Source organism: Lentzea cavernae (assembly GCF_014653695.1).
GTDB classification, from domain to species: domain Bacteria; phylum Actinomycetota; class Actinomycetes; order Mycobacteriales; family Pseudonocardiaceae; genus Lentzea; species Lentzea cavernae.
Genome location: NZ_BNAR01000008.1, coordinates 131,604 through 151,225, shown reverse-complemented (window position 1 = coordinate 151,225; position 19,622 = coordinate 131,604). Strand labels below are relative to the sequence as shown.

At 68.8% G+C, this 19,622-nt stretch carries 17 protein-coding genes; 12 read left to right on the top strand and 5 right to left on the bottom strand.

Going from position 1 to position 19,622, the window contains the following annotated elements; genetic code table 11:
• Window positions 1-179 precede the first annotated feature (179 nt).
• On the top strand, window positions 180-395 hold the full coding sequence (locus tag IE307_RS25975; protein ID WP_191301967.1) for a hypothetical protein: 216 nt from the start codon (window positions 180-182) through the stop codon (window positions 393-395).
• Window positions 396-427: 32 nt separating this feature from the next.
• Window positions 428-1,174, top strand: a complete 747-nt coding sequence (locus IE307_RS25970) for a hypothetical protein (RefSeq protein ID WP_191301966.1) — start codon at window positions 428-430, stop codon at window positions 1,172-1,174.
• Between the two features lie 172 nt (window positions 1,175-1,346).
• Here the strand turns inward: IE307_RS25970 and IE307_RS25965 are convergent, their stop codons facing one another.
• A complete protein-coding gene (locus IE307_RS25965) occupies window positions 1,347-2,429 on the bottom strand; it encodes a sugar ABC transporter substrate-binding protein (protein WP_308436400.1) in 1,083 nt (360 codons plus the stop codon).
• 244 nt (window positions 2,430-2,673) lie between these two features.
• On the opposite strand from IE307_RS25965, the gene IE307_RS25960 reads away from it, so the two are divergent.
• The 5 genes from IE307_RS25960 to IE307_RS25940 all read left to right on the top strand — a co-directional run bounded on the left by IE307_RS25960 (window position 2,674) and on the right by IE307_RS25940 (window position 8,686).
• The gene (locus tag IE307_RS25960) at window positions 2,674-4,374 is read left to right on the top strand and encodes a S8 family serine peptidase (protein ID WP_191302179.1); all 1,701 of its coding nucleotides are present in this window, start codon (window positions 2,674-2,676) and stop codon (window positions 4,372-4,374) included.
• A 167-nt stretch (window positions 4,375-4,541) separates the two neighbouring features.
• The gene (locus IE307_RS25955) at window positions 4,542-5,258 is read left to right on the top strand and encodes a helix-turn-helix domain-containing protein (protein ID WP_191301964.1); all 717 of its coding nucleotides are present in this window, start codon (window positions 4,542-4,544) and stop codon (window positions 5,256-5,258) included.
• A gap of 52 nt (window positions 5,259-5,310) precedes the next feature.
• Complete coding sequence (locus IE307_RS25950; RefSeq protein WP_191301963.1) at window positions 5,311-6,771, top strand: alpha/beta hydrolase; 1,461 nt, start codon at window positions 5,311-5,313, stop codon at window positions 6,769-6,771.
• A 192-nt stretch (window positions 6,772-6,963) separates the two neighbouring features.
• Window positions 6,964-7,752, top strand: a complete 789-nt coding sequence (locus IE307_RS25945; protein ID WP_308436399.1) for a chitosanase — start codon at window positions 6,964-6,966, stop codon at window positions 7,750-7,752.
• Between the two features lie 145 nt (window positions 7,753-7,897).
• Complete coding sequence (locus IE307_RS25940) at window positions 7,898-8,686, top strand: chitosanase (protein WP_308436398.1); 789 nt, start codon at window positions 7,898-7,900, stop codon at window positions 8,684-8,686.
• Window positions 8,687-8,745: 59 nt separating this feature from the next.
• On the opposite strand, the gene IE307_RS25935 is transcribed toward IE307_RS25940, so the two are convergent.
• Both IE307_RS25935 and IE307_RS25930 read right to left on the bottom strand, forming a co-directional pair.
• Window positions 8,746-11,676: a glycine--tRNA ligase gene (locus tag IE307_RS25935; protein ID WP_191302176.1), complete on the bottom strand. Its 2,931-nt coding sequence runs from the start codon at window positions 11,674-11,676 to the stop codon at window positions 8,746-8,748.
• 118 nt (window positions 11,677-11,794) lie between these two features.
• Window positions 11,795-12,343 (bottom strand): hypothetical protein, encoded by a 549-nt coding sequence (locus tag IE307_RS25930; RefSeq protein WP_191301962.1) that lies wholly within the window; start codon window positions 12,341-12,343, stop codon window positions 11,795-11,797.
• On the opposite strand from IE307_RS25930, the gene IE307_RS25925 reads away from it, so the two are divergent.
• The 4 genes from IE307_RS25925 to IE307_RS25910 all read left to right on the top strand — a co-directional run bounded on the left by IE307_RS25925 (window position 12,315) and on the right by IE307_RS25910 (window position 16,364).
• A complete protein-coding gene (locus IE307_RS25925) occupies window positions 12,315-13,736 on the top strand; it encodes an LCP family protein (RefSeq protein WP_191301961.1) in 1,422 nt (473 codons plus the stop codon). The two genes, IE307_RS25930 and IE307_RS25925, sit on opposite strands and share 29 nt — an antisense overlap.
• A 116-nt stretch (window positions 13,737-13,852) precedes the next feature.
• The gene (locus IE307_RS25920; RefSeq protein ID WP_229905067.1) at window positions 13,853-14,338 is read left to right on the top strand and encodes a helix-turn-helix domain-containing protein; all 486 of its coding nucleotides are present in this window, start codon (window positions 13,853-13,855) and stop codon (window positions 14,336-14,338) included.
• Window positions 14,339-14,416: 78 nt separating this feature from the next.
• On the top strand, window positions 14,417-15,664 hold the full coding sequence (locus IE307_RS25915; RefSeq protein ID WP_229905066.1) for a MurT ligase domain-containing protein: 1,248 nt from the start codon (window positions 14,417-14,419) through the stop codon (window positions 15,662-15,664).
• A complete protein-coding gene (locus IE307_RS25910) occupies window positions 15,657-16,364 on the top strand; it encodes a type 1 glutamine amidotransferase (RefSeq protein ID WP_191301960.1) in 708 nt (235 codons plus the stop codon). Before IE307_RS25915 ends, IE307_RS25910 begins: the two co-directional genes overlap by 8 nt.
• Here IE307_RS25910 and IE307_RS25905 read toward each other — a convergent pair.
• The gene (locus IE307_RS25905; protein WP_229905097.1) at window positions 16,330-16,905 is read right to left on the bottom strand and encodes a TetR/AcrR family transcriptional regulator; all 576 of its coding nucleotides are present in this window, start codon (window positions 16,903-16,905) and stop codon (window positions 16,330-16,332) included. The two genes, IE307_RS25910 and IE307_RS25905, sit on opposite strands and share 35 nt — an antisense overlap.
• 115 nt (window positions 16,906-17,020) lie before the next feature.
• On the opposite strand from IE307_RS25905, the gene IE307_RS25900 reads away from it, so the two are divergent.
• A complete protein-coding gene (locus tag IE307_RS25900) occupies window positions 17,021-18,490 on the top strand; it encodes a flavin-containing monooxygenase (RefSeq protein ID WP_191301959.1) in 1,470 nt (489 codons plus the stop codon).
• Here the strand turns inward: IE307_RS25900 and IE307_RS25895 are convergent, their stop codons facing one another.
• Complete coding sequence (locus IE307_RS25895; RefSeq protein WP_191302172.1) at window positions 18,491-19,525, bottom strand: zinc-dependent alcohol dehydrogenase family protein; 1,035 nt, start codon at window positions 19,523-19,525, stop codon at window positions 18,491-18,493. It lies immediately after the preceding gene.
• Window positions 19,526-19,622 lie beyond the last annotated feature (97 nt).

Sequence of the window (19,622 nt, the reverse complement as noted above, 5' to 3'; positions counted from 1 at the left end):
CAGCGACGTCTTCTCCGGAACCTGGAGAACCCGCGCGCTCGCAACCTCGTTCCGCGAGCGGGGTAATCCACGAACACGAAACGTACGACCGCAGACAGTCAACCATGCCTCCCCGCTCTCAGTCGAGCCATCGATTTCGCTGTTATCGTGAGATCCCGAACGACCACGCGGAGGTCCCCGTGTCCGAGCTGACGACGTTGTCGATCACGGTCACCGTCGCCCCTCCGTCCGCGGGCGGCCTGGCCGCGTTCGTCGTGGGCCACCTGCCCGCCGCCGCGCCGAAGGAGCGCGGCGAGGGCCGCAGGTCCGTGGTCAACAAGATGACCGGTGACGTTCACGGCACCCTGTTCCAGATCGGGCACGTGAACAACATGAACCTGCCGGACGGCCGGTAACCTGGAGGGTCCTTGACCCAGGGGGCCGTGGCTTGACCGGCAGCGAACGACTGCTCTTCTTCTTCATCGGCTTGGTGACCACGTTCGTGTTCATCCGGATCAGCGTGCGCTTGATCAGGGCGAAGGTGCGCTGGTGGCCGGGCAACATCGTGGCGGGCGACACACACGTGCACCACGTCGTGTTCGGCACCGTGCTGCTGCTGTTGTCCAGCGTCACGAGCCTCGTCATCCCGGACGACATGCACGGCGCCAGGCTGGCCGCGGCGGCCGGTCTCGGCGTCGGCGCGGCGCTGGTGCTCGACGAGTTCGCGCTGATCCTGCATCTGAGAGACGTCTACTGGACGAAGGCGGGCCGGCTGTCCGTGGACGCCGTGTTCCTCGCCGTCGGCCTCACCGGGACGTTCCTGCTGGGCGCGCGCCCGTTCGGCTACGACGAGGTGCTGCAGCTCAACCCGGAGACGACGCCGGCGTCCACGTTCACGCTCCGGGTGATCGCCATCGGGGTGAACCTGTGCTTCGCCATCGCGGCGCTGCTCAAGGGCAAGATCTGGACCGGCCTGCTCGGCCTGCTCGTGCCGGTGGTGCCCGCCGTGGGCGCCGTGCGGCTCGCACGGCCAGGCTCACCGTGGGCGCGCTGGCGCTACCCGGAGGGGTCGCGCAAGCTGAGCCGCGCCTACCGCCGCGAGGCGCGGATCCGGCAGCCGATCATCCGGGCGAAGATCGCCGTCCAGGAGTTCATCTCGGGACGTCACGACCTGCCTGATCAAGACAGGCCGTGACGGGCGAGCGCCGTGACGTGAAAACTCGGCGTACCGTTTCACGCTCAGCAGGACGCCTCGCGGCACCGCCCCCACGCCCCCGTACGACTCCGGTATGAGGGCGTGGGGGCGGCACCGCGAGGCGCCCGCCTGACCGCGAAACGGCCGGCGAGTTTTCACGCCACGGCGCTCCTCACCCTCCGAGGATGTCCTGCTGGGCACAGGCCTGGGCCAGTTCACCGGCGCACAGCTCGGCCGGCTTCACGATGCCCTCGGTGACCAGCGTGCGGACGGTGTCCTTCTTGATCAGCGTCGCGCCGAGCAGCACCGACTTCATGTCGCGCCGCGAGACGGGATCCCTCAGGTTGCCGGTGGCGAGGTCGTCGGCACCCTCGAGGTCCCCGCGGGCGATGGCGATCGCCAGCCGGGCTGCGGCCTCGGCCTCGTCGCGCACCGGCTTGTAGACGGTGATGCACTGGTCACCCGCGAGGACGGCCCGCAGACCCTCCACAGTGGCGTCCTGACCGGTGACCGGGACCCTGATGTTCTTCTTCTTGAGCACGCCGATGACCGCGCCGGCCAGGCCGTCGTTGGCCGCGACCACGCCGTCGACCTTGCCGCCGTTCTCGCTCAGGATCTGCTCGAACAGCTTGCCGCCGAGGTCGTTGTTCCAGTCGGCGACCGGCTGGGTCTTCACGAGCTTGAGCGAGCCGCTGTCGTACTTCGGGGCGAGCCTCGACTTCTGGCCCTGGGCGAAGAGCGTGGCGTTGTGGTCGGTCGGCGCGCCCTGGATCTCGATGATCTGGGCGCCCGGTTTCTCACCGAGGCAGCCGAGCAGGCCGTCCGCCTGCAGCTGGCCGACGTTCACGCTGTCGAAGCCGACGTGGTACTCCGCCTGGCCGCCGAGCGTCACGCGGTCGTAGTCGATGACCGGGATGCCCGCGGCCTTCGCCTTCTTCTGCACCGCGAGGCCGCCCGCCGCCGACAACGGCGTGATCATCATGACCTTCACCTTGCGGCGGATCATCTCGTCGGCGATCTGAGCGAACTTCGCCTCGTCGCCCTCGGCGTTCTCCATGAACGGTTCGATGTCGGCGTAGTTGAACGCCTGTGTGAGCAGGGGGCGATCTTGCTCTTCCCAACGCGCGGATGTCGTTCGGTCGGGAAGGATTACCCCGACGATTGGTTTGGGACCGCGCGTAGGCAGCGTCGGAGAGCCCTGACCAGCATCACCACAGGCTGTCAGGAGAAAGAGCAGGCACGCCGACGATGCCATTACCCGTCTTCGCATAAACGCGGAGTTCAGTCCTTGAATCTTGTTAAGTCAAGATTTCTTCTCATAACATCACGCTCCGCTTCCGATCGGCTACAGTTCGATTCCGTACGAAAGGCGCTGATGCGTGGCGCAATTTCGTGCCAGTGTGACGGCCTTGGGCGGCAATCGGGGACCGCTCCGTGTTGTTGGATCCAGCCCTGACCGGGTGTGAGGAGACAGCTAGGTGAGAACGCGTAGAACCGTGATGGCGGTGGCGGCAACGGTGTCGCTGATCGCCGCGGGTACTTCGGCGGCGGGGGCCGCACCGGCCTCCACAGGGCCGACCACGGAGTACACCGTCCTTCTGGAAGAACCCGGAAACCGCGACTTCGCGATCGACGCCGTGGAAGCGGCGGGCGGCGAGGTCGTGCGCAGCAACGACGCTGTCGGTCTGCTGACGGTCAAGGCGCCCGCGAACGGCTTCGCGGAGAAGGTTTCCGCGTCGAGCGCGATCGTCGGCGCCGCTCGCGCCAAGCCGATCGGCCACGCGCCGGCGGCGAAGGCCGAGAAGGCCAAGCGGGACAACGTGGAGAAGGAGAACAAGAGCGAGAAGCCGAACAAGGCTCCCGCCGCGCAGGGCTCGACCGCCGGCATGGACCCGCTCGACGGGGACCTGTGGGGGCTGAACCTGGTCCGCTCCAACATCGCGCGGGCCAAGCAGGCCGGTGACAAGCGCGTGTACGTCGGCATCCTCGACACCGGTGTGGACGGTTCGCACCCGGACATCGCGCCGAACTTCAACAACGAGCTCTCGCGCAACTTCACCGTCGACATCCCGAACGACGCCGACGGCGGCGTGTTCGACGGTCCGTGCGAGTTCCGCGGTTGTGTCGACCCGGCCAACTGGGACGACGGCGGCCACGGCACGCACGTCGCCGGCACCATCGGCGCCGCTGCCAACGGTTTCGGCATCTCCGGTGTCGCGCCGGGCGTGTCGCTCGTCAACATCCGCGGCGGCCAGGACGCGGGTTCGTTCTTCCTGAACCCCGTCGTCGACGCGCTCACCTACGGCGCCGACATCGGCCTGGACGTCATCAACATGTCGTTCTACGTCGACCCCTGGTACATGAACTGCACCAACGACCCCACGGCCTCGGCCGAGGAGCAGCTGGAGCAGCGCACGATCACCGCGACCGTGCAGCGCGCGCTGAACTACGCGCACCGCAAGGGCGTCACGCTGATCGGTGCCGGTGGCAACAACCACGAGGACCTGGGCAAGCCGCGCCAGGACGTGCAGAGCCCGAACTACCCGCCGGGTCACGCCCGTCCGCGTCCGGTCGACAACGCGACGTGCCTCAACCTCCCGACCGAGGGCAACCACGTCATCTCCGTGTCCGCTCTCGGCCCGTCGACCGCGAAGGCCGACTACTCGAACTACGGCGTCGAGCAGACCGCGCTCTCCGCTCCGGGTGGTTACTTCCGCGACGGCCTCGGCACGCCGTGGTACCGCACCAACGAGAACCTGATCCTGTCGACCTACCCGCGCAACGTCGCTCTCGCCGAAGGCGCGATCGACGAGGCCGGCAACATCACTCCCGCCGGTGAGGCCGCGGGCGTGAAGAAGGCCGTGCAGGGCGACAAGGTCGGCTACTACCAGTACCTGCAGGGCACCTCGATGGCCGCCCCGCACGCCGCCGGTGTCGCCGCGCTGGTCGTGAGCGAGTACGGCAAGAAGGACAAGAAGAACCCCGGCCTGACCCTCGACCCGGACAAGGTCGAGAAGGTCCTCTACAAGACCGCGATCCAGCGCGCCTGCCCGAACCCGCGCACTGTCTCGTACGTCAACGTGGGCCGCACGCCGGAGTTCGACGCCACCTGTGAGGGCGACGCGAAGTTCAACGGCTTCTACGGTCACGGCATCGTGGACGCCTACGGCGCCGTCACCCGCGGCAAGCAGTTCCTGTAGTCACCACGCGACGACAAAAGGCCCCCGGTGTCTTGCCGGGGGCCTTTTGCGTGCGACGAAAGTGGACTCCCCGCCCAACCTTCGACTGAACGTTCTGGCGCGCCTTGACCGTGCCGTAGCGGCATGGTTTCAACTGGGTCCTGTCAGCAACCGGGGAGGAGGACGTCGTGGCGTGGAGCACCAGTCAGCTGGCCGATCTCGCCGGCACGACGTTGCGCACGATCCGGCACTACCACGACGTGGGCCTGCTCGCCGAGCCGGAACGCCGCGCCAACGGCTACAAGAGCTACGGCGTGCCCCACCTCGTGCGGGTGCTGAGGATCAAGCGCCTCACCGATCTCGGGCTGTCGCTCACGCAGATCGCGGACCTCGGTGACGGGGACGAACATCCCCGCGAGGCGTTGCGGGAGCTCGACACCGAGCTCGCCGCGCAGATCGAACGCCTGCAGCGGATCAGGGCCGAGCTGGCACTGGTGCTGCGCCAGGAGGTGCCGACCGACCTGCCGCCGGACGTCGCGGTGATGATCGAGAACGCGAAGCTGTCGCCGCAGGACCGCTCGTTCACCGTGGTGCTGGCCCAGCTGCTCTCGCCGGAGACGCTGGCGAGGTACGCCGGGACGCTGAAGGACTACGCGCGGGATCCGGCGGTCATCGCGTTCGACACCCTGCCGGAGGACGCGGACGACGCGACCCGGCAGGCCGTGGCGGACGCCATGCGCGAAATGCCGTACATGGCGCAGATGCGGGCCGCGTTCCCGGATCCGGCCGGCCTGTGGAACGACGCGCCGCGCGGCGTGGAGCACGCGAGGCGGACGGTCGTGAAGGTCATGGTCGAGCTCTACAACAAGGCCCAGCTGGACGTTCTCGTCCGCATGAGCAGCTGAGCACTCATTTGTGGCGCACCGAGAGAGTGCGTCGTCGGGGAGGTATTTGCCAATGCGAAAAACGTTGTCGCTGGCCGCGGTCGTGACCGCCGCCGCGGGGCTGGTGGCGGTGCCGGGGGTGTCGTCCGCCACCACGCCGAAGCCCGAGGTGCAGTGGGTCTCCTGTCCCGCTGACGTGGCGCTGCCCGGCCTGGAGTGCGGCAAGCTCCAGCTGCCGCTCGACTACCGCAAGCCCGAAGGCCGCAAGACCGAGGTGATGATCACCAGGCTGGCCAGCAAGAACCCCGCGAAGCGCAAGGGGATCCTGCTGACCAACCCCGGCGGGCCGAGCGAGGGCCTGACGTTCCCGGCCGTGCTGAAGGCGGTCGGACTGCCGCAGGACGTGCAGGACGCGTACGACATCATCGGCATGGACCCGCGGGGCCTGGGCTACAGCTCACCGTCCACTTGCGACATGACCGACGAGCAGATGGCGGACGGCAGCGTGCCTCCGTACGCCAACAACTCGGCCGAGGTGCGCCAGCGCGCCGAGGAGGTCAAGAAGATCGCCGAGCAGTGCCTCAAGTCGGCCTCGGCGGGCGCGCTGCCGTACAACACGACCCAGAACATCGCGCGTGACTACGACTCGGTCCGTGCGGCACTGGGCGAGAAGAAGGCGTCGTTCCTCGGGTACTCGTACGGCTCGTACCTGGGTTCGGTGTACGCCACGCTGTTCCCGAAGACCTCCGACCGCGTCGTGATCGACAGCAACCTGCCCAAGGGCGGCTGGGACGTCGAGGGCGGCCGGCTGATGGGCCGCGGCGTCGAGGACACGTTCCCGGACTTCGCGAAGTGGGCCGCGGCGCACCCCGAGTACAACCTCGGTACGACGCCGCAGCAGGTGCGCGCCAAGTTCTTCGACCTGGCCGCGCGACTGGACAAGAAGCCTTCGGTGGAGGGCATCGACGGCAGGCTGTTCCGCTTCCTCACCTTCACGGCCCTCTACGCCACCGGTGACGAGGCTTTCGCGAAGCTCGCCGCCTCCTACCAGGCGTTCGACACCGGTCAGCCGCAGCCGCCGCAGGAGTACCCGGAGGTCCCGCGCGTCCAGGCCCTGCTGGCGGGCCGCCTGAACGTGATGTGCGGTGACTCCGCCTGGCCGTCGTCGGTTCGCACCTACGAGCGCAACGTGGAGATCGACCGCCTCCGCCACCCGATGTTCGGCGCGGGCGCCGCGAACATCCAGCCGTGCGCCTTCTTCCCGAAGCCGGTGGAGAAGCAGGTCCTGCCGTCCGACCGGGGCCCGCGCAACGTGCTGCTGGTGCAGAACGAGCGCGACCCCGCGACCCCGCTGGTCGGCGCCCAGTCAACCCGCCGGGCGTTCGGCGACAGGGCCGCGATGATCACCATCGACCAGGGCGGGCACGGCGCCTACATCTTCGGCAAGAACAAGTGCGCCAACGACAAGGTGACCGAGTACCTGCTCGGCGGCCAGCGTCCGAACGACACGAAGTGCGCTGCTGAAACCAGCTGATTCCAGACAAAGGGCCGGTTCGCTCGCGAGCCGGCCCTTTGTCGTGCGCGCCGGATGCCCCGGAATGCACCGCCTGGCAACAATTGTCCGTTTCGCGAATTAGTAAAGACTCTTGCCAATAAAGGTCTGCACCCCTTACCGTGGCTCCCACGCCGCCCGGGCCCCCACAATCCCTGCCCCGGAGGGAAATTCGTGAAGATCACTGGTCGCATCGCGGCCGCACTGCTGACGTGCGCCGCACTTTTCACCACCACGGTTGGTACCGCGTCCGCGGCCAACCTGGACGAACCGCGCCTCAAGGACATCGCGATGCAGATCGTGTCCAGCGCGGAGAACTCCTCCACCGACTGGAAAGCGCAGTTCGGCTACATCGAGGACATCGACGACGGCCGCGGCTACACCGCCGGCATCATCGGCTTCTGCAGCGGCACCGGCGACATGCTCGACCTCGTCGAGCTCTACAAGTCCCGCAAACCCGGCAACGTGCTGGAGAAGTACCTCCCCGCACTGCGCAAGGTGAACGGCACGGAATCGCACTCGGGTCTCGACCCGAACTTCACCAAGGACTGGAAGACCGCGGCGAAGGACTCCACCTTCAAGGCGGCACAGGAGTCCGAACGCGACCGCGTCTACTTCAACCCCGCCGTGGCGCAGGGCAAGGCCGACGGCGTGCGCGCCCTGGGCCAGTTCGCTTACTACGACGCGATCGTCGTGCACGGCGACGGCGGCGACAAGACCAGCTTCAGCAACATCCGCAAGCGCGCGCTCGGCAAGGCGAAGCCCCCGTCACAGGGCGGCAACGAGACCACGTGGCTCAACGCCTTCATGGACGCCCGCGTGTGGGCCATGAAGCAGGAAGCGGCGCACGAGGACGTGTCGCGCATCGAGACCGCGCAGCGCGTGTGGCTCAAGGCCGGCAACTTCGACCTGAAGACGCCGCTCAAGTGGAAGGTCTACGGGGACAGCTTCTCCATCAACTAGGCCTGCCGTTTCACACATGAGAAGTGGAGGGCGCCCTGATCAGGGCGCCCTCCAGCTTCGTCAATTTGTAAACAATCTTGCCGATCGTGGTCCGGACCCCTTACCGTTGCCACACCGCCGCCCGGGACATCCCGGGAGGAACCGCGTGAAGACCACAGGCCGCATCTTGGCCGCAGTTCTCACCTGCGTCGCGCTCGCCACCGCGACCACGGGCACCGCGCAAGCGGCAGACCTGAACGACCCGCGCCTCAAGGACATCGCGATGCAGATCGTGTCCAGCGCGGAGAACTCCTCCACCGACTGGAAAGCGCAGTTCGGCTACATCGAGGACATCGACGACGGCCGCGGCTACACCGCCGGCATCATCGGCTTCTGCAGCGGCACCGGCGACATGCTCGACCTCGTCGAGCTCTACAAGTCCCGCAAACCCGGCAACGTGCTGGAGAAGTACCTCCCCGCACTGCGCAGGGTCAACGGCACGGACTCCCACGCGGGCCTGGACCCCAACTACACCAAGGACTGGAAGACCGCGGCGAAGGACTCGGTCTTCAAGGCAGCGCAGGAGTCCGAACGCGACCGCGTCTACTTCAACCCGGCCCTGCGCCAGGCCAAGGCCGACGGCGTCCGGGCCCTGGGCCAGTTCGCGTACTACGACGCGATCGTCATGCACGGCGACGGCTGGGGCAGCCTGGACTTCACCGGCATCCGCAAGCGCGCCTTGGCCAAGGCCAAGCCGCCTTCGCAGGGTGGCAACGAGACCACGTGGCTCAACGCCTTCATGGACGCCCGCGTGTGGACCATGAAGCAGGAGCCGGCCCACGAGAACACCAGCCGCGTCGACACGGCTCAGCGCGTGTGGCTCAGGGCGGGCAACCTCGACCTGAACACCCCGCTGAAGTGGAAGGTCTACGGCCAGAGCTTCGAGATCAAGTGACCCCGTGAACGAAAGGAGGGGCGTCCCGGTCGTGAGACGCCCCTCCCCTTCTCGCAGTCCTACAGCTGGGTCCAGTCCAGCACCGGTGCCGCGAAGTCCCGGATCGAAGCCAGCAACCCGAGCCGAGCCGCCTTCACCTCCTCGTCCTCGGCCATCACGAGCACCTCGTCGAAGAACGTGTTGATCGGCCCGGTCAGCCCCTCGGCCACGGCGAAGAACGCAGCCAGCCCGACAACATCCCGCGAAACCTCGTCGAACGCCTTGTGCAGCGCCACTTCAGCGGGCTCCGACAGCACCGAGGCGTCATAAGAAGCCTCGACAGCCCTCGGCACGATCCGCCGCACACGCTGCAACGCAGCTGCCAGCGCGTCGAAGGACTCGTTGCCCGCCAACGACTCCAGCTGCGTCAACGTCTCGTCGGCCAGCACCGGCGAGTCGGCCAGCGGCAGCACGGCCTGCACGAACCGGTGCTCGTGCCCACCGTCGAGCAACGCCTGCTCGTACCGGCGAACCGCGAACTCACGCGCGGTCTCCAACGCCTCGGCGGAGACTTCGAGCCCCTCAGCCGCAAGCGAGAGCGCCACCGGCAGGGTGATCGCCCGCAGGTCCGGGAACGCCCGCAGCACGGTCACCGCGCCCAAGGCGGCCCGCCGCAACCCGAACGGGTCGGACGACCCGGTCGGCTGAGCACCGATCCCGAACAACCCGGCCAGCAGGTCGAACCTGTCCGCCAGGGACAGCAACGCACCGGGCACCGACGAGGGCAGCGAGTCACCGGCCGACCGCGGGAGTTCCATCTCCCACAGCGCCAACGCGACCTCGGAGGTCTCCCCCGCCCGCGCCGCGTACTCGCGAGCCATCACACCGGCGAGCGACGACAGCTCGATCACCATCTGCGACCCGAGGTCGAACTTGGCCAGCGCGCCGGCGCGGTCCAACGTCTCCCGGTCGACATCGACCACAGACCCGAACCGCCCCGCGAGCGAAGCGATGCGCCCAGCGCGGTCCGCCATGGAACCGAGCTTGTCCGCGAACGTCAGCTTCGCGAGCCCGGACTTCATCTCCTCCAGCGGTGTCTTGAGGTCCGCACGCCAGAAGAAAGCGGCGTCCTCGTACCGCGCGCGCAGCACGGCCTCGTTGCCCGCCCGCACCAGATCGGCGTCCACGGACCCGTTGGCCACGGCCACGAAGTGCGGCAGCAACGACCCGTCCGCGGCACGAACCGGCAGGTACCGCTGGTGCTTGCGCATCACGGTCGTGAGGATCTGCGCGGGCAGCTCCAGGTACCGCTCCTCGAACGACCCGAGGATCGGCGTGGGCCACTCGACCAGGTTCGTGACCTCGTCCAGCAACCCGTCGACCTCGACGACGCCACCGACGGACGCGGCGAGTTCCTGTGCCGCCGCGACGATCGAGGCGGCGCGCACCGACGAGTCGGCCTGGATCCCGTGCGACTCCAGGAACTCCAGGTAACCGTCCGCAGTGGACACCGAGACGACCGGCTCGTCCACCGTGCGGTGCACGCGAGTCACCGTCCCGGAGGCGAGCGAGGACACGGCGACCGGCACCTGCGTCGAGCCGAGCAGCGCCAGCAGCCAGCGGATCGGCCGGGTGAACGACAGCTTCGGGTCGTTCCACTTCATGTTCTTCTCGGAACGCAGGTCCGAGACCACCTCGGCCAGCAGCCCGCTCAGCACCTCGACGGCACCGCGCCCGGCGTCGGACTTGGTCAACGCCACGAACTCGACGTCGTTCTCGACCACACGCCCCAGCGCGGACACCTCGACGCCCTGACCGCGCGCGAAGCCCTGCACGGCCTTCGTCGGGTTGCCGTCCGCGTCGAACGCGGCGGACACACGCGGGCCACGCACGGTGCGTTCGGCGTCAGGCTCACGCGGCGAAACGGCGGGCACCAGCACGACGATCCGGCGCGGCGTGCCGTGCACGGTCACCTCGCCGAACGTCAACCGCGTCGCCCCGAGCTTCGACGACACGGCCGCACGCACCGCGTCCACGGTCCGCAGCACCTCGTGCGGAGGAAGTTCCTCGGTGCCGATCTCGAACAGCAGCGTCGCCGGCGCGAGAACTTCCTCGAACGACGACGGCTTCTCGACCGCGGCGGGCAGCGTCGCCACGCCGAGCGGGTGCCCGAGCTCGGAACGGCGCTCCGCCCACAGGGTCGCGACCTCACGCGCGAGTCCGCGCATCCGGCCGAACGCACGGGCGCGCTCGGTCGTGGAGATCGAGCCGCGGGCGTCCAGCACGTTGAAGATGTGCGAGCACTTGAGGACGAAGCTGTGCGCCGGAACGGGCAGGCGCGCGTCGAGCATGCGCCGGGCCTCGGTCGCGAACTCCTCGAAGAGGCGCTTGTTCGCCTCCACGTCCGCGTCGTCGAGGTAGTACCGCGACATCTCGTACTCGGCCTGGCCGAACGCCTCGCCGTAGGAGATGCCGGGCGCGTAGGCGATCTTCTTGAAGTGGTCGACGCCCTGCAGCGCCATCATGATCCGCTCGATGCCGTAGGTGATCTCCACCGACACCGGGTCGAGCGTCATGCCGCCGGCCTGCTGGAAGTAGGTGAACTGGGTGATCTCGAGGCCGTCGAGCCAGACCTCCCAGCCGAGGCCCCAGGCGCCCAGGGCGGGCGAGGCCCAGTTGTCCTCGACGAACCGGACGTCGTGGCCGCGCACGTCGATGCCCAGCGCCTCGAGCGAACCGAGGTAGAGCTCCTGCGGGTCGCCCGGGTCGGGCTTGAGGATCACCTGGAACTGGGTGTGCGTCTGCAGCCGGTTCGGGTTCTCGCCGTAGCGGGCGTCGTCGGGCCGCACGGACGGCTCCACGTAGGCGACGCGCCACGGCTCGGGACCGAGCACCCGCAGCACGGTGGCCGGGTTCAGCGTTCCCGCCCCGACCTCGGTGTTGAACGGCTGCACCACGATGCAACCTCGGTCGGTCCAGTACTTGGTCAGCGCGAGCAGCGCGTCCTGCATCGTCAACACGGCGAAGAGTCTACGAAACAGACAAAACCGCTGGTCAGGGGGCCTGGATCCGAGGGGCTCAGCCACTGTGTCACGCTTTGCACAACCGAGTGGACCGCCCGCACGTCTACTAGGTGTACCCGAATGCGCCGAGAGGAGTGGGTGTGGACAACCGGCCGCCGCGGCCGGGAGACCCGAACGGGAATCCCAGGCGACCCTCTGCCACCCCGCGTCCCCAGGCGGGCCAGCCCCGCCGCCCGCAGGTGCCGCCGCGGGGCTCCGAGCCCCCGCGCAAGCAGCCGAACCGGGCCGAACCCCCACGTCGGGAGCCTCCGAAGCGCTCCGAGCCGCCGCGCCGCGAGTCCGCGAGCCGCAGCGAGCCGCCCCGCCGCGAACCCCCGAAACGCACCGAGCCGCCGCGCCGCGAGTCCTCGAGCCGCGCCGAGCCGCGCCGGGTGTCCGTCGGCCGCACCGACCCACCGCGCGCCGCGAGTCCGGTCGCCGACCGCCCCACGGTCCGCACCACCCCGGCGAAGGCGAGGGCCGAGTCCCCCGCGCCCCGGCCGCGACCGAGGCCGAGGCCCGCGGCGGCCCGCCGCCCGAGCAGGACCCAGCGCGGCGCCTCCACCGGCGCGAAGATCTTCATCAGCATGCTGTCCGCGACGATCCTGCTGGTCACCGGCATCGCCTGGCAGAACCTGACGGCGCTGACCGACGGCCTGACCAAGCAGGACCTGAACCTCGCCGACGCCGGTGAGAAGCCCGCCGACGGCGCGATCGACATCCTGCTGGTCGGCATGGACAGCCGCACCGACTCCAAGGGCAACCCGCTGCCGCAGAACATCCTCAACGAGCTGCAGGCGGGCGGCACCGACGACGGCGGCTTCAACACCGACACGCTGATCCTGCTGCACATCCCGAACGACAGCGGCAAGGCCTACGCCGTGTCGTTCCCGCGCGACTCCTACGTGAAGATCGCCGGCGGCTACGGGCGACACAAGATCAACTCCGCCTACGGGTACGCCAAGAACGACGCGGCCGAGAAGCTGCAGGGCAGCGGCAAGGCCGGGCCCGAGGTCGAGATGGAGTCGCGCAAGGCGGGCGCGAAGAACCTCATCGAGACCATCCAGACCCTGACCGGCGCGACGATCGACCACTACGCCGAGGTCAACCTGGTCGGCTTCTACGACATCACCAAGGCCATCGGCGGCATCGACGTCTGCCTCAACACCAAGGTCCGCGACAGCTTCTCCGGCGCGAACTTCCCCGCGGGCCAGCAGACGATCGAGGGCAAGAACGCCCTCGCGTTCGTCCGCCAGCGCCACGGCCTGCCGATGGGCGACCTCGACCGCGTGGTGCGCCAGCAGGTCTTCATGGCGGGTCTCGCGAAGAAGATGCTGTCCGCGGGCGTGCTCACCGACAGCACCAAGCGCAGCGAGATGATCAAGGCCGTGAGCGGCGCGATCGTGCTCGACGAAGGCTGGGACATCACCAAGTTCGCCCTGCAGATGAAGGACATGACGGGCGGCAACATGACGTTCCAGACGATCCCGACCGGCAACCCCGACCTGCAGACGCCCGAGGACGGCTCGGCGGTCGAGGTGACCGAGTCCGAGGTGCGGGCGTTCGTCAAGGGCCTCGGCAAGGCCCCGGCCACGTCGAACCCGGCCGACCCGAAGGTCGACAAGTCCGCGGTGACCGTCGACGTCCGCAACGCCTCCGGTCAGCCCGGCCTCGCGGGCCAGGTGCTGGAGTCGCTCGTCGCGAAGGGCTTCAAGGGCGGCCAGACGGGCAACGCCGACGCGTTGACGAAGTCCGTCGTCCGCTACGGCAAGGGCGGCGAAGCGGGTGCGAACGCCGTCCAGGAGGCCCTCGGCGGCATGAAGGTCGAGGAGGACGTCAACGTGCCGGTCGGCGCCGCCCGCGTCTTCCTCGGGTCGGACTACTCGGGCCCCGGCGCGCAGGGTTTCACGGGATCCGGAGTGCTCGCCCTGGACGGTGCGCGTCAGCAACCGGCTGACCCCGCGGCCCCTCCGCCCATCTCCGCGGACGGCGTGCGCTGCGTGAACTGATACTCAGAGTAGAGATGTATCCCCCATTCGGGGGGTTCTACTGGCAAGTTGCGTAAGCGACGAAGCACTACCGCCTTCCATCACCGTGAGACCCGCTCACGGGGTGGAGGACCAGAGTGCAGACTGCGAACGGCCAAATCGACACAGCGGCGTACCAGCGCGTGCTCGGTGATGAGATCCGCAGCCTTCGCAAGCAGCGCGGATGGACCCGCAAGGAGCTCAACAAGCGGCTGCAGACGGAGATCTCGCTGCAGACGCTGGCGACCTACGAGCTGGGCACGCGGCAGTGTTCCGTCGTGCGCCTCGTGGAGATCTGCCACGCCCTAGACGTCCCTGCGCACGAAGTCCTCGCTCGTGTGCACGAACGCTTCTTCGGCGACACCCCCGCCGGCCACCTGTCGCTGAGCCTCACGGCGATCGCCGCCGCCGACAACCCGCGGATCCTGCCGCTGCGGCGCTGGGCCGCCGGACGGCTGCACGCGTTGCCCCCCGGCGCCTCGCCCGACGTGCACCTCGACCTGCCCGCCCTGGAGAACATGGCGCAGCTGTGCCAGCTGCCCACGGTGGAGCTGATCCGGATCCTGCGGGGGCTGAGTCGCTAGTTGTACCGAACCCCCGTTCACACCAACGCAACGACCGTCCGGAAAGGGCCGGACGGCACCGCCGGTAGAGTCGCCGGGGTGAACGATTCCCCCGCCCGCCTCCCCCTGCGCACCGCAGCCGCCGTGAAGCTGGGCAACCTGAGCTCCACGCTGTCCCAGAAGATGGGTCTCGGCGCCGGCGGCATGATCGGCGGCCGGGTTGCGCTGAAGCTCGACCCGCAGGCACTCAACCGCCTCACCCAGGGCCGCCGGGTCGCCGTCGTGACGGGCACCAACGGCAAGACCACCAGCACGATGATGCTGGCGAGGGCCGTGGGCGCGCTGGGCGAGGTCGCCACGAACCACAGCGGCGCGAACATGCCCGACGGTCACGTCACGGCGCTCTCGAAGCAGCCGGACGCCCCGTACGCGGTGCTGGAGTGCGACGAGGCCTACTTCCCGGCCGTCGCGGGCGCCAGCAACCCGTCCGTCGCGGTGATCCTGAACCTGAGCCGCGACCAGCTCGACCGGGTCGGCGAGGTCCGCACCATCGAGCGGTCGCTGCGCGACGCCGTCAACAAGCTGCAGAACTGCACGATCATCGCGAACTGCGACGACGTGATGGTGACGAGCGCCGCCTGGAACGCGCCGAAGGTCGTCTGGGTCGCCACCGGCACCGGCTGGCACCACGACTCGGCGAGCTGCCCGCGTTGTGGCAACCCGATCCGCTGGCAGGGCGAGCACTGGCACTGCACGGGCTGCGACCTCGCCCGGCCGCACCCGAACTGGATCACCGCCGACGAGGCGATGATCACGCCGGAGCACCAGAAGCTCGAGCTGCGCCTCACGCTGCCGGGCAAGTTCAACCAGGCCAACGCCGTCATGGCGTCGGCGGCCGCACACGCCATGGGCGTGCCCGCGGACGAGGCCGTGCGCCGGCTGCGCAGCGTCTCGAACGTGAGCGGCCGCTACCGCACGATCCAGCGCAACGGCCGCAGTGCGCGCCTGTTGCTCAGCAAGAACCCGGCGGGCTGGAGCGAGACCCTGACGGTCGTCAAGGAGGCCAACCACCCGGCCGTCCTGGTGATCAACGCCAACGAGGCCGACGGCCGCGACCTGAGCTGGTTGTGGGACGTCCCCTTCGAGCGCCTGCAGGGCCGCACGGTCATCGCGTCCGGCGAGCGCGCGACCGACCTCGCCGTCCGCCTTACCTACGCCGAGGTCCAGCACTCGATCGTGCCCGACCCCCTGAAGGCCATCGACCAGATGCCGCAGGGCGCGGTCGAGGTCATCGCCAACTACACCGCGTTCCGCGACTTGAATGCCAGGGCTGCCGCTGATGAGTGAGTCGACAATCCAGATCGCGCTCGTGCTGCCGGATCTCCTCGGCACGTACGGCGACTTCGGCAACGCCGTGGTCCTCGAGAAGCGCATGAAGTGGCGCGGCGTCAAAGCCGAGATCGTGCCGATCAACTACGGCCAGCCGGTGCCGGACTCGTGCGACATCTACGTCGTCGGCGGCGGTGAGGACACCGCGCAGACGCTGGCGGTCAAGCACCTGCGCGAGCACCCCGGCCTGCAGCGCGCCGTCACGAAGAACGCCGTGGTGCTGGGCGTCTGCGCCGGCATCCAGATCTTCGGCGAGAGCTTCACCCGCGCCGACAACGTGACCCACCCCGGCATGGGCCTGATCGACTCGTCGTCGCACGCCGGCGGGAGCCGCGCGATCGGCGAGGTCGTCGCCGAGCCGATCAACGGCCTGTTCGCCGGACCGCTGATCGGGTTCGAGAACCACCAGGGCCGCACCACGCTGGGCCCGGCCGCCCGGCCGCTCGCGAACGTGAAGGTCGGCACGGGCAACGACGGCAGCGTCGAGGGCGCCGTGCAGGGCCGGATCGTCTGCACCTATCTGCACGGCCCGGTGCTGCCGCGCAACCCGGCGCTCGCGGACATGCTGATCGAGTGGGCCACCGGCACGAAGGTCGCGCCGATCGACCTGCCCGCCGTCGCCGCTATGCGTGCGGAGCGGGTTCGGGCAGCTTCCTAGCGACGCCCGGCCAGATCACGTTCATCACGTAGTCGGTTGCGAGCGCAGGTCCCACCGAGGGCCTGCGCTCCATCCACACCGCGAGCCGTTCGGTCGCACCGACGACGATCTCCGCGAACGCCTCCGCCTCCAGCGGGTCGATCTCCGGCGTGAACGACGCCAGCACGGCACCGATCATGTCCGTCTGCTGCTGGCGGATGCCTTCCACCTCTTCCTGCGCCGACGGCACGGCCACGGCCGCCTCCTGCCGCAGCAGCGCCCACGACCTGCGGTGCTCGTCGATGAACTCGAAGAACGCCAGCAGCCCCAACCGCAGGAACTCCTCCGGCCCGGCCGCACCCGCGATCGCCGCCGCCGTCTTCTCGCGCAGCTCCGTGCGCGCACGGTGGATGCAGCCGATGAGCAAGCCTTCCTTCGAGCCGAAGTACTCGTAGAGCATCGGCTTCGAGACGCCGACGCGTTCGGCGATCTCGTCCATCGACGTGGCCAGATACCCCTGCTCGGCGAAGATCTCCTCGGCGACGGTGAGCATCTGCGCCATGCGCTGGGCCTTGGGCATGCGGCGGCGCGGAGCAGTCACGAACGGAGTCTACCGCTCGTAACTTACTTCGAGTAACCTACTGCGAAGTAGCCACCGCGAGCGGAGGGACCTCCCCATGCATCGAGAGACGAAAGTGCTCGTCATCGGCACCGGCTTCTCCGGCCTCGGCATGGCCATCGAGCTGAAGCGCCGCGGCGAGCACGACTTCGTGGTTCTCGAGAAGGCCGCCGACCTCGGCGGCACCTGGCGGGACAACTCCTACCCCGGCTGCGCGTGCGACGTGCCGTCGCACATGTACTCGTTCTCGTTCGAGATGAACCCGAAGTGGTCGCGGATGTTCGCCCAGCAGGGCGAGATCTTCGGCTACCTGCAGCGCGTGGCCGAGAAGTACCGGCTGCGCCCGCACATCCGCTTCAACACCAAGGTCTCCGGCGCCCAGTGGGACGACGAGGCCAAGCGCTGGCACGTGACGACCGAGCAGGGCGACACGTACACCGCGCAGGCACTGGTGGCGGGCGTCGGCGCGTTGCACATCCCGAACATCCCGGAGCTGCCGGGCATCGAGAACTTCGGCGGCAAGACGTTCCACAGCGCGCAGTGGGACCACGACTACGACCTGACAGGCAAGCGCGTCGCCGTGATCGGCACCGGGGCGTCGGCGATCCAGTTCGTGCCGGAGATCGCCGGCCGGGTCGGGTCGATGAAGATCTTCCAGCGCACGCCGCCGTGGATCATGCCCAAGGCCGACCGGTCGATCAACGGCTGGGAGCAGAAGCTGTTCCGCGCCCTGCCCTTCACGCAACGCGCCTACCGCAACTTCGTCTACTGGACGCGCGAGTCGTCCGCGCTGGGGTTCGCGGTGAACCCGAAGATCATGCAGTTCGCGCAGGGCATCGCGGTGCGGCACCTGAAGAAGCAGGTCCCGGACCCGGCGTTGCGGCGCAAGCTCAAGCCCGACTACACCATGGGCTGCAAGCGGGTGCTGATCTCCAACGACTTCTACCCCGCGCTGGGCTACCCGAACGTCGACCTGGTGACCGACAAGGTCTCCGAGGTGCGGGAGAAGTCCATCGTGGACAGTGCGGGCGTCGAGCACGAGGTCGACGTCATCATCTACGGCACCGGTTTCCACGTCGTCGACTCGTTCGACTACCTGGACATCCAGGGCAAGGGCGGCGTCGACCTCGCGAAGCAGTGGCGCCAGGAGGGCATCGAGACCTACTACGGCATCACGGTCTCGGGCTTCCCCAACCTGTTCTTCCTGCTGGGCCCCAACACCGGACTCGGGCACAACTCGGTCGTGTTCATGATCGAGTCCCAGATCCGGTACATCGCGCAGTGCCTCCGGCTCCTCGACCAACACCGCGCAGCGGAGCTGGACGTGCGGTTGGAGGCCCAGCAGGAGTTCAACACCGAGATCCAGCGCAAGCTCACCAAGGGCGTGTGGACCCAGGGCGGCTGCAAGAGCTGGTACCTCGACGCGCAGGGCGTGAACCGCACCGTGTGGCCGGGATTCACCTGGCGGTACTGGATGCGGACCAAGCGCGTGCGCGCCGAGGACTACGTGCTCACCGCTGCCAAGTGATCACGGCTTCACGATGACCTTCAGGGCGGTCCGCTCGTCCATCGCCTGGTAACCCTGGGCGACGTCGGCGAGCGAGACCGTCCGGTCGAACACGGGACCGGGGTCGATCCGCCCGGCCAGCACGTCGGCCAGCAGCTCGGGCAGGTACGCCCGCGCGGGAGCGACACCGCCGCCGATGGCGATGTTGCGCCCGAACAGCTTGCCCAGCGGCAGCCCCGGCATCTCGTGCGGCACACCGACGTACCCGATGCGGCCGCCGTCGCGCACGATGCCCATCGCGGTCTCCCAGGACTGCTCGGTGCCGACGCACTCCAGCACCGCCGCCGCCCCGAGGCCGCCCGTCATCTCCTTGATGCGCTCGATCGCGGCCTCACCGCGTTCGGCGACCTGGTCGGTGGCACCGAAGAGCCGCGCGATCTTCGCCCGGTCCTCGTGGCGTCCCAGCGCGATGATCCGCTCGGCGCCGAGCCTCTTGGCCGCGAGCACGCCGCACAGGCCCACGGCGCCGTCACCGACGACCGCGACCGTCGCACCGGGACCGACACCCGCGCCCATGGCGGCGTGGTGACCGGTGCCCATGACGTCGCTCAGGCTCAGGAACGCGGGCAGCAGCTCGGCCGGCGCGTCCGAGGGAACGCGGACCAGCGTGCCGTCGGCCTGCGGCACGCGCACGGCCTCGCCCTGGCCGCCGTCGCTGCCCTTGCTGCCCCAGAAACCGCCGCTGCGGCACGACGTCTGCAGCCCGGCCTGGCAGTACGCGCACGTGCCGTCGCTCCACACGAACGGCGCGATCACGCGGTCGCCGACCTGGACGCTCTTCACGTCACCGCCGACCTCCTCGACGACGCCGAGGAACTCGTGCCCGATCCGCTGTCCGTCCGCGCGCTTGGCCACACCGCGGTACGCCCACAGGTCGCTGCCGCAGATGCACGCGAGCTCGACCCGGACGACGACGTCCGTGGCTTCCTGGACGGCCGCGTCCGGCACCTCCTCGACGCGGATGTCCCGGGTGCCGTAGATCGTCGTAGCCCGCACGGGCGCCTCCTCCAAGTCGTTGAACAACCTTTGCATCGTGCTCCTGGTCGGCGCTTCCCGCCGAATCGAGACGCTGTGGAGTTCGTTACGCGTGCCT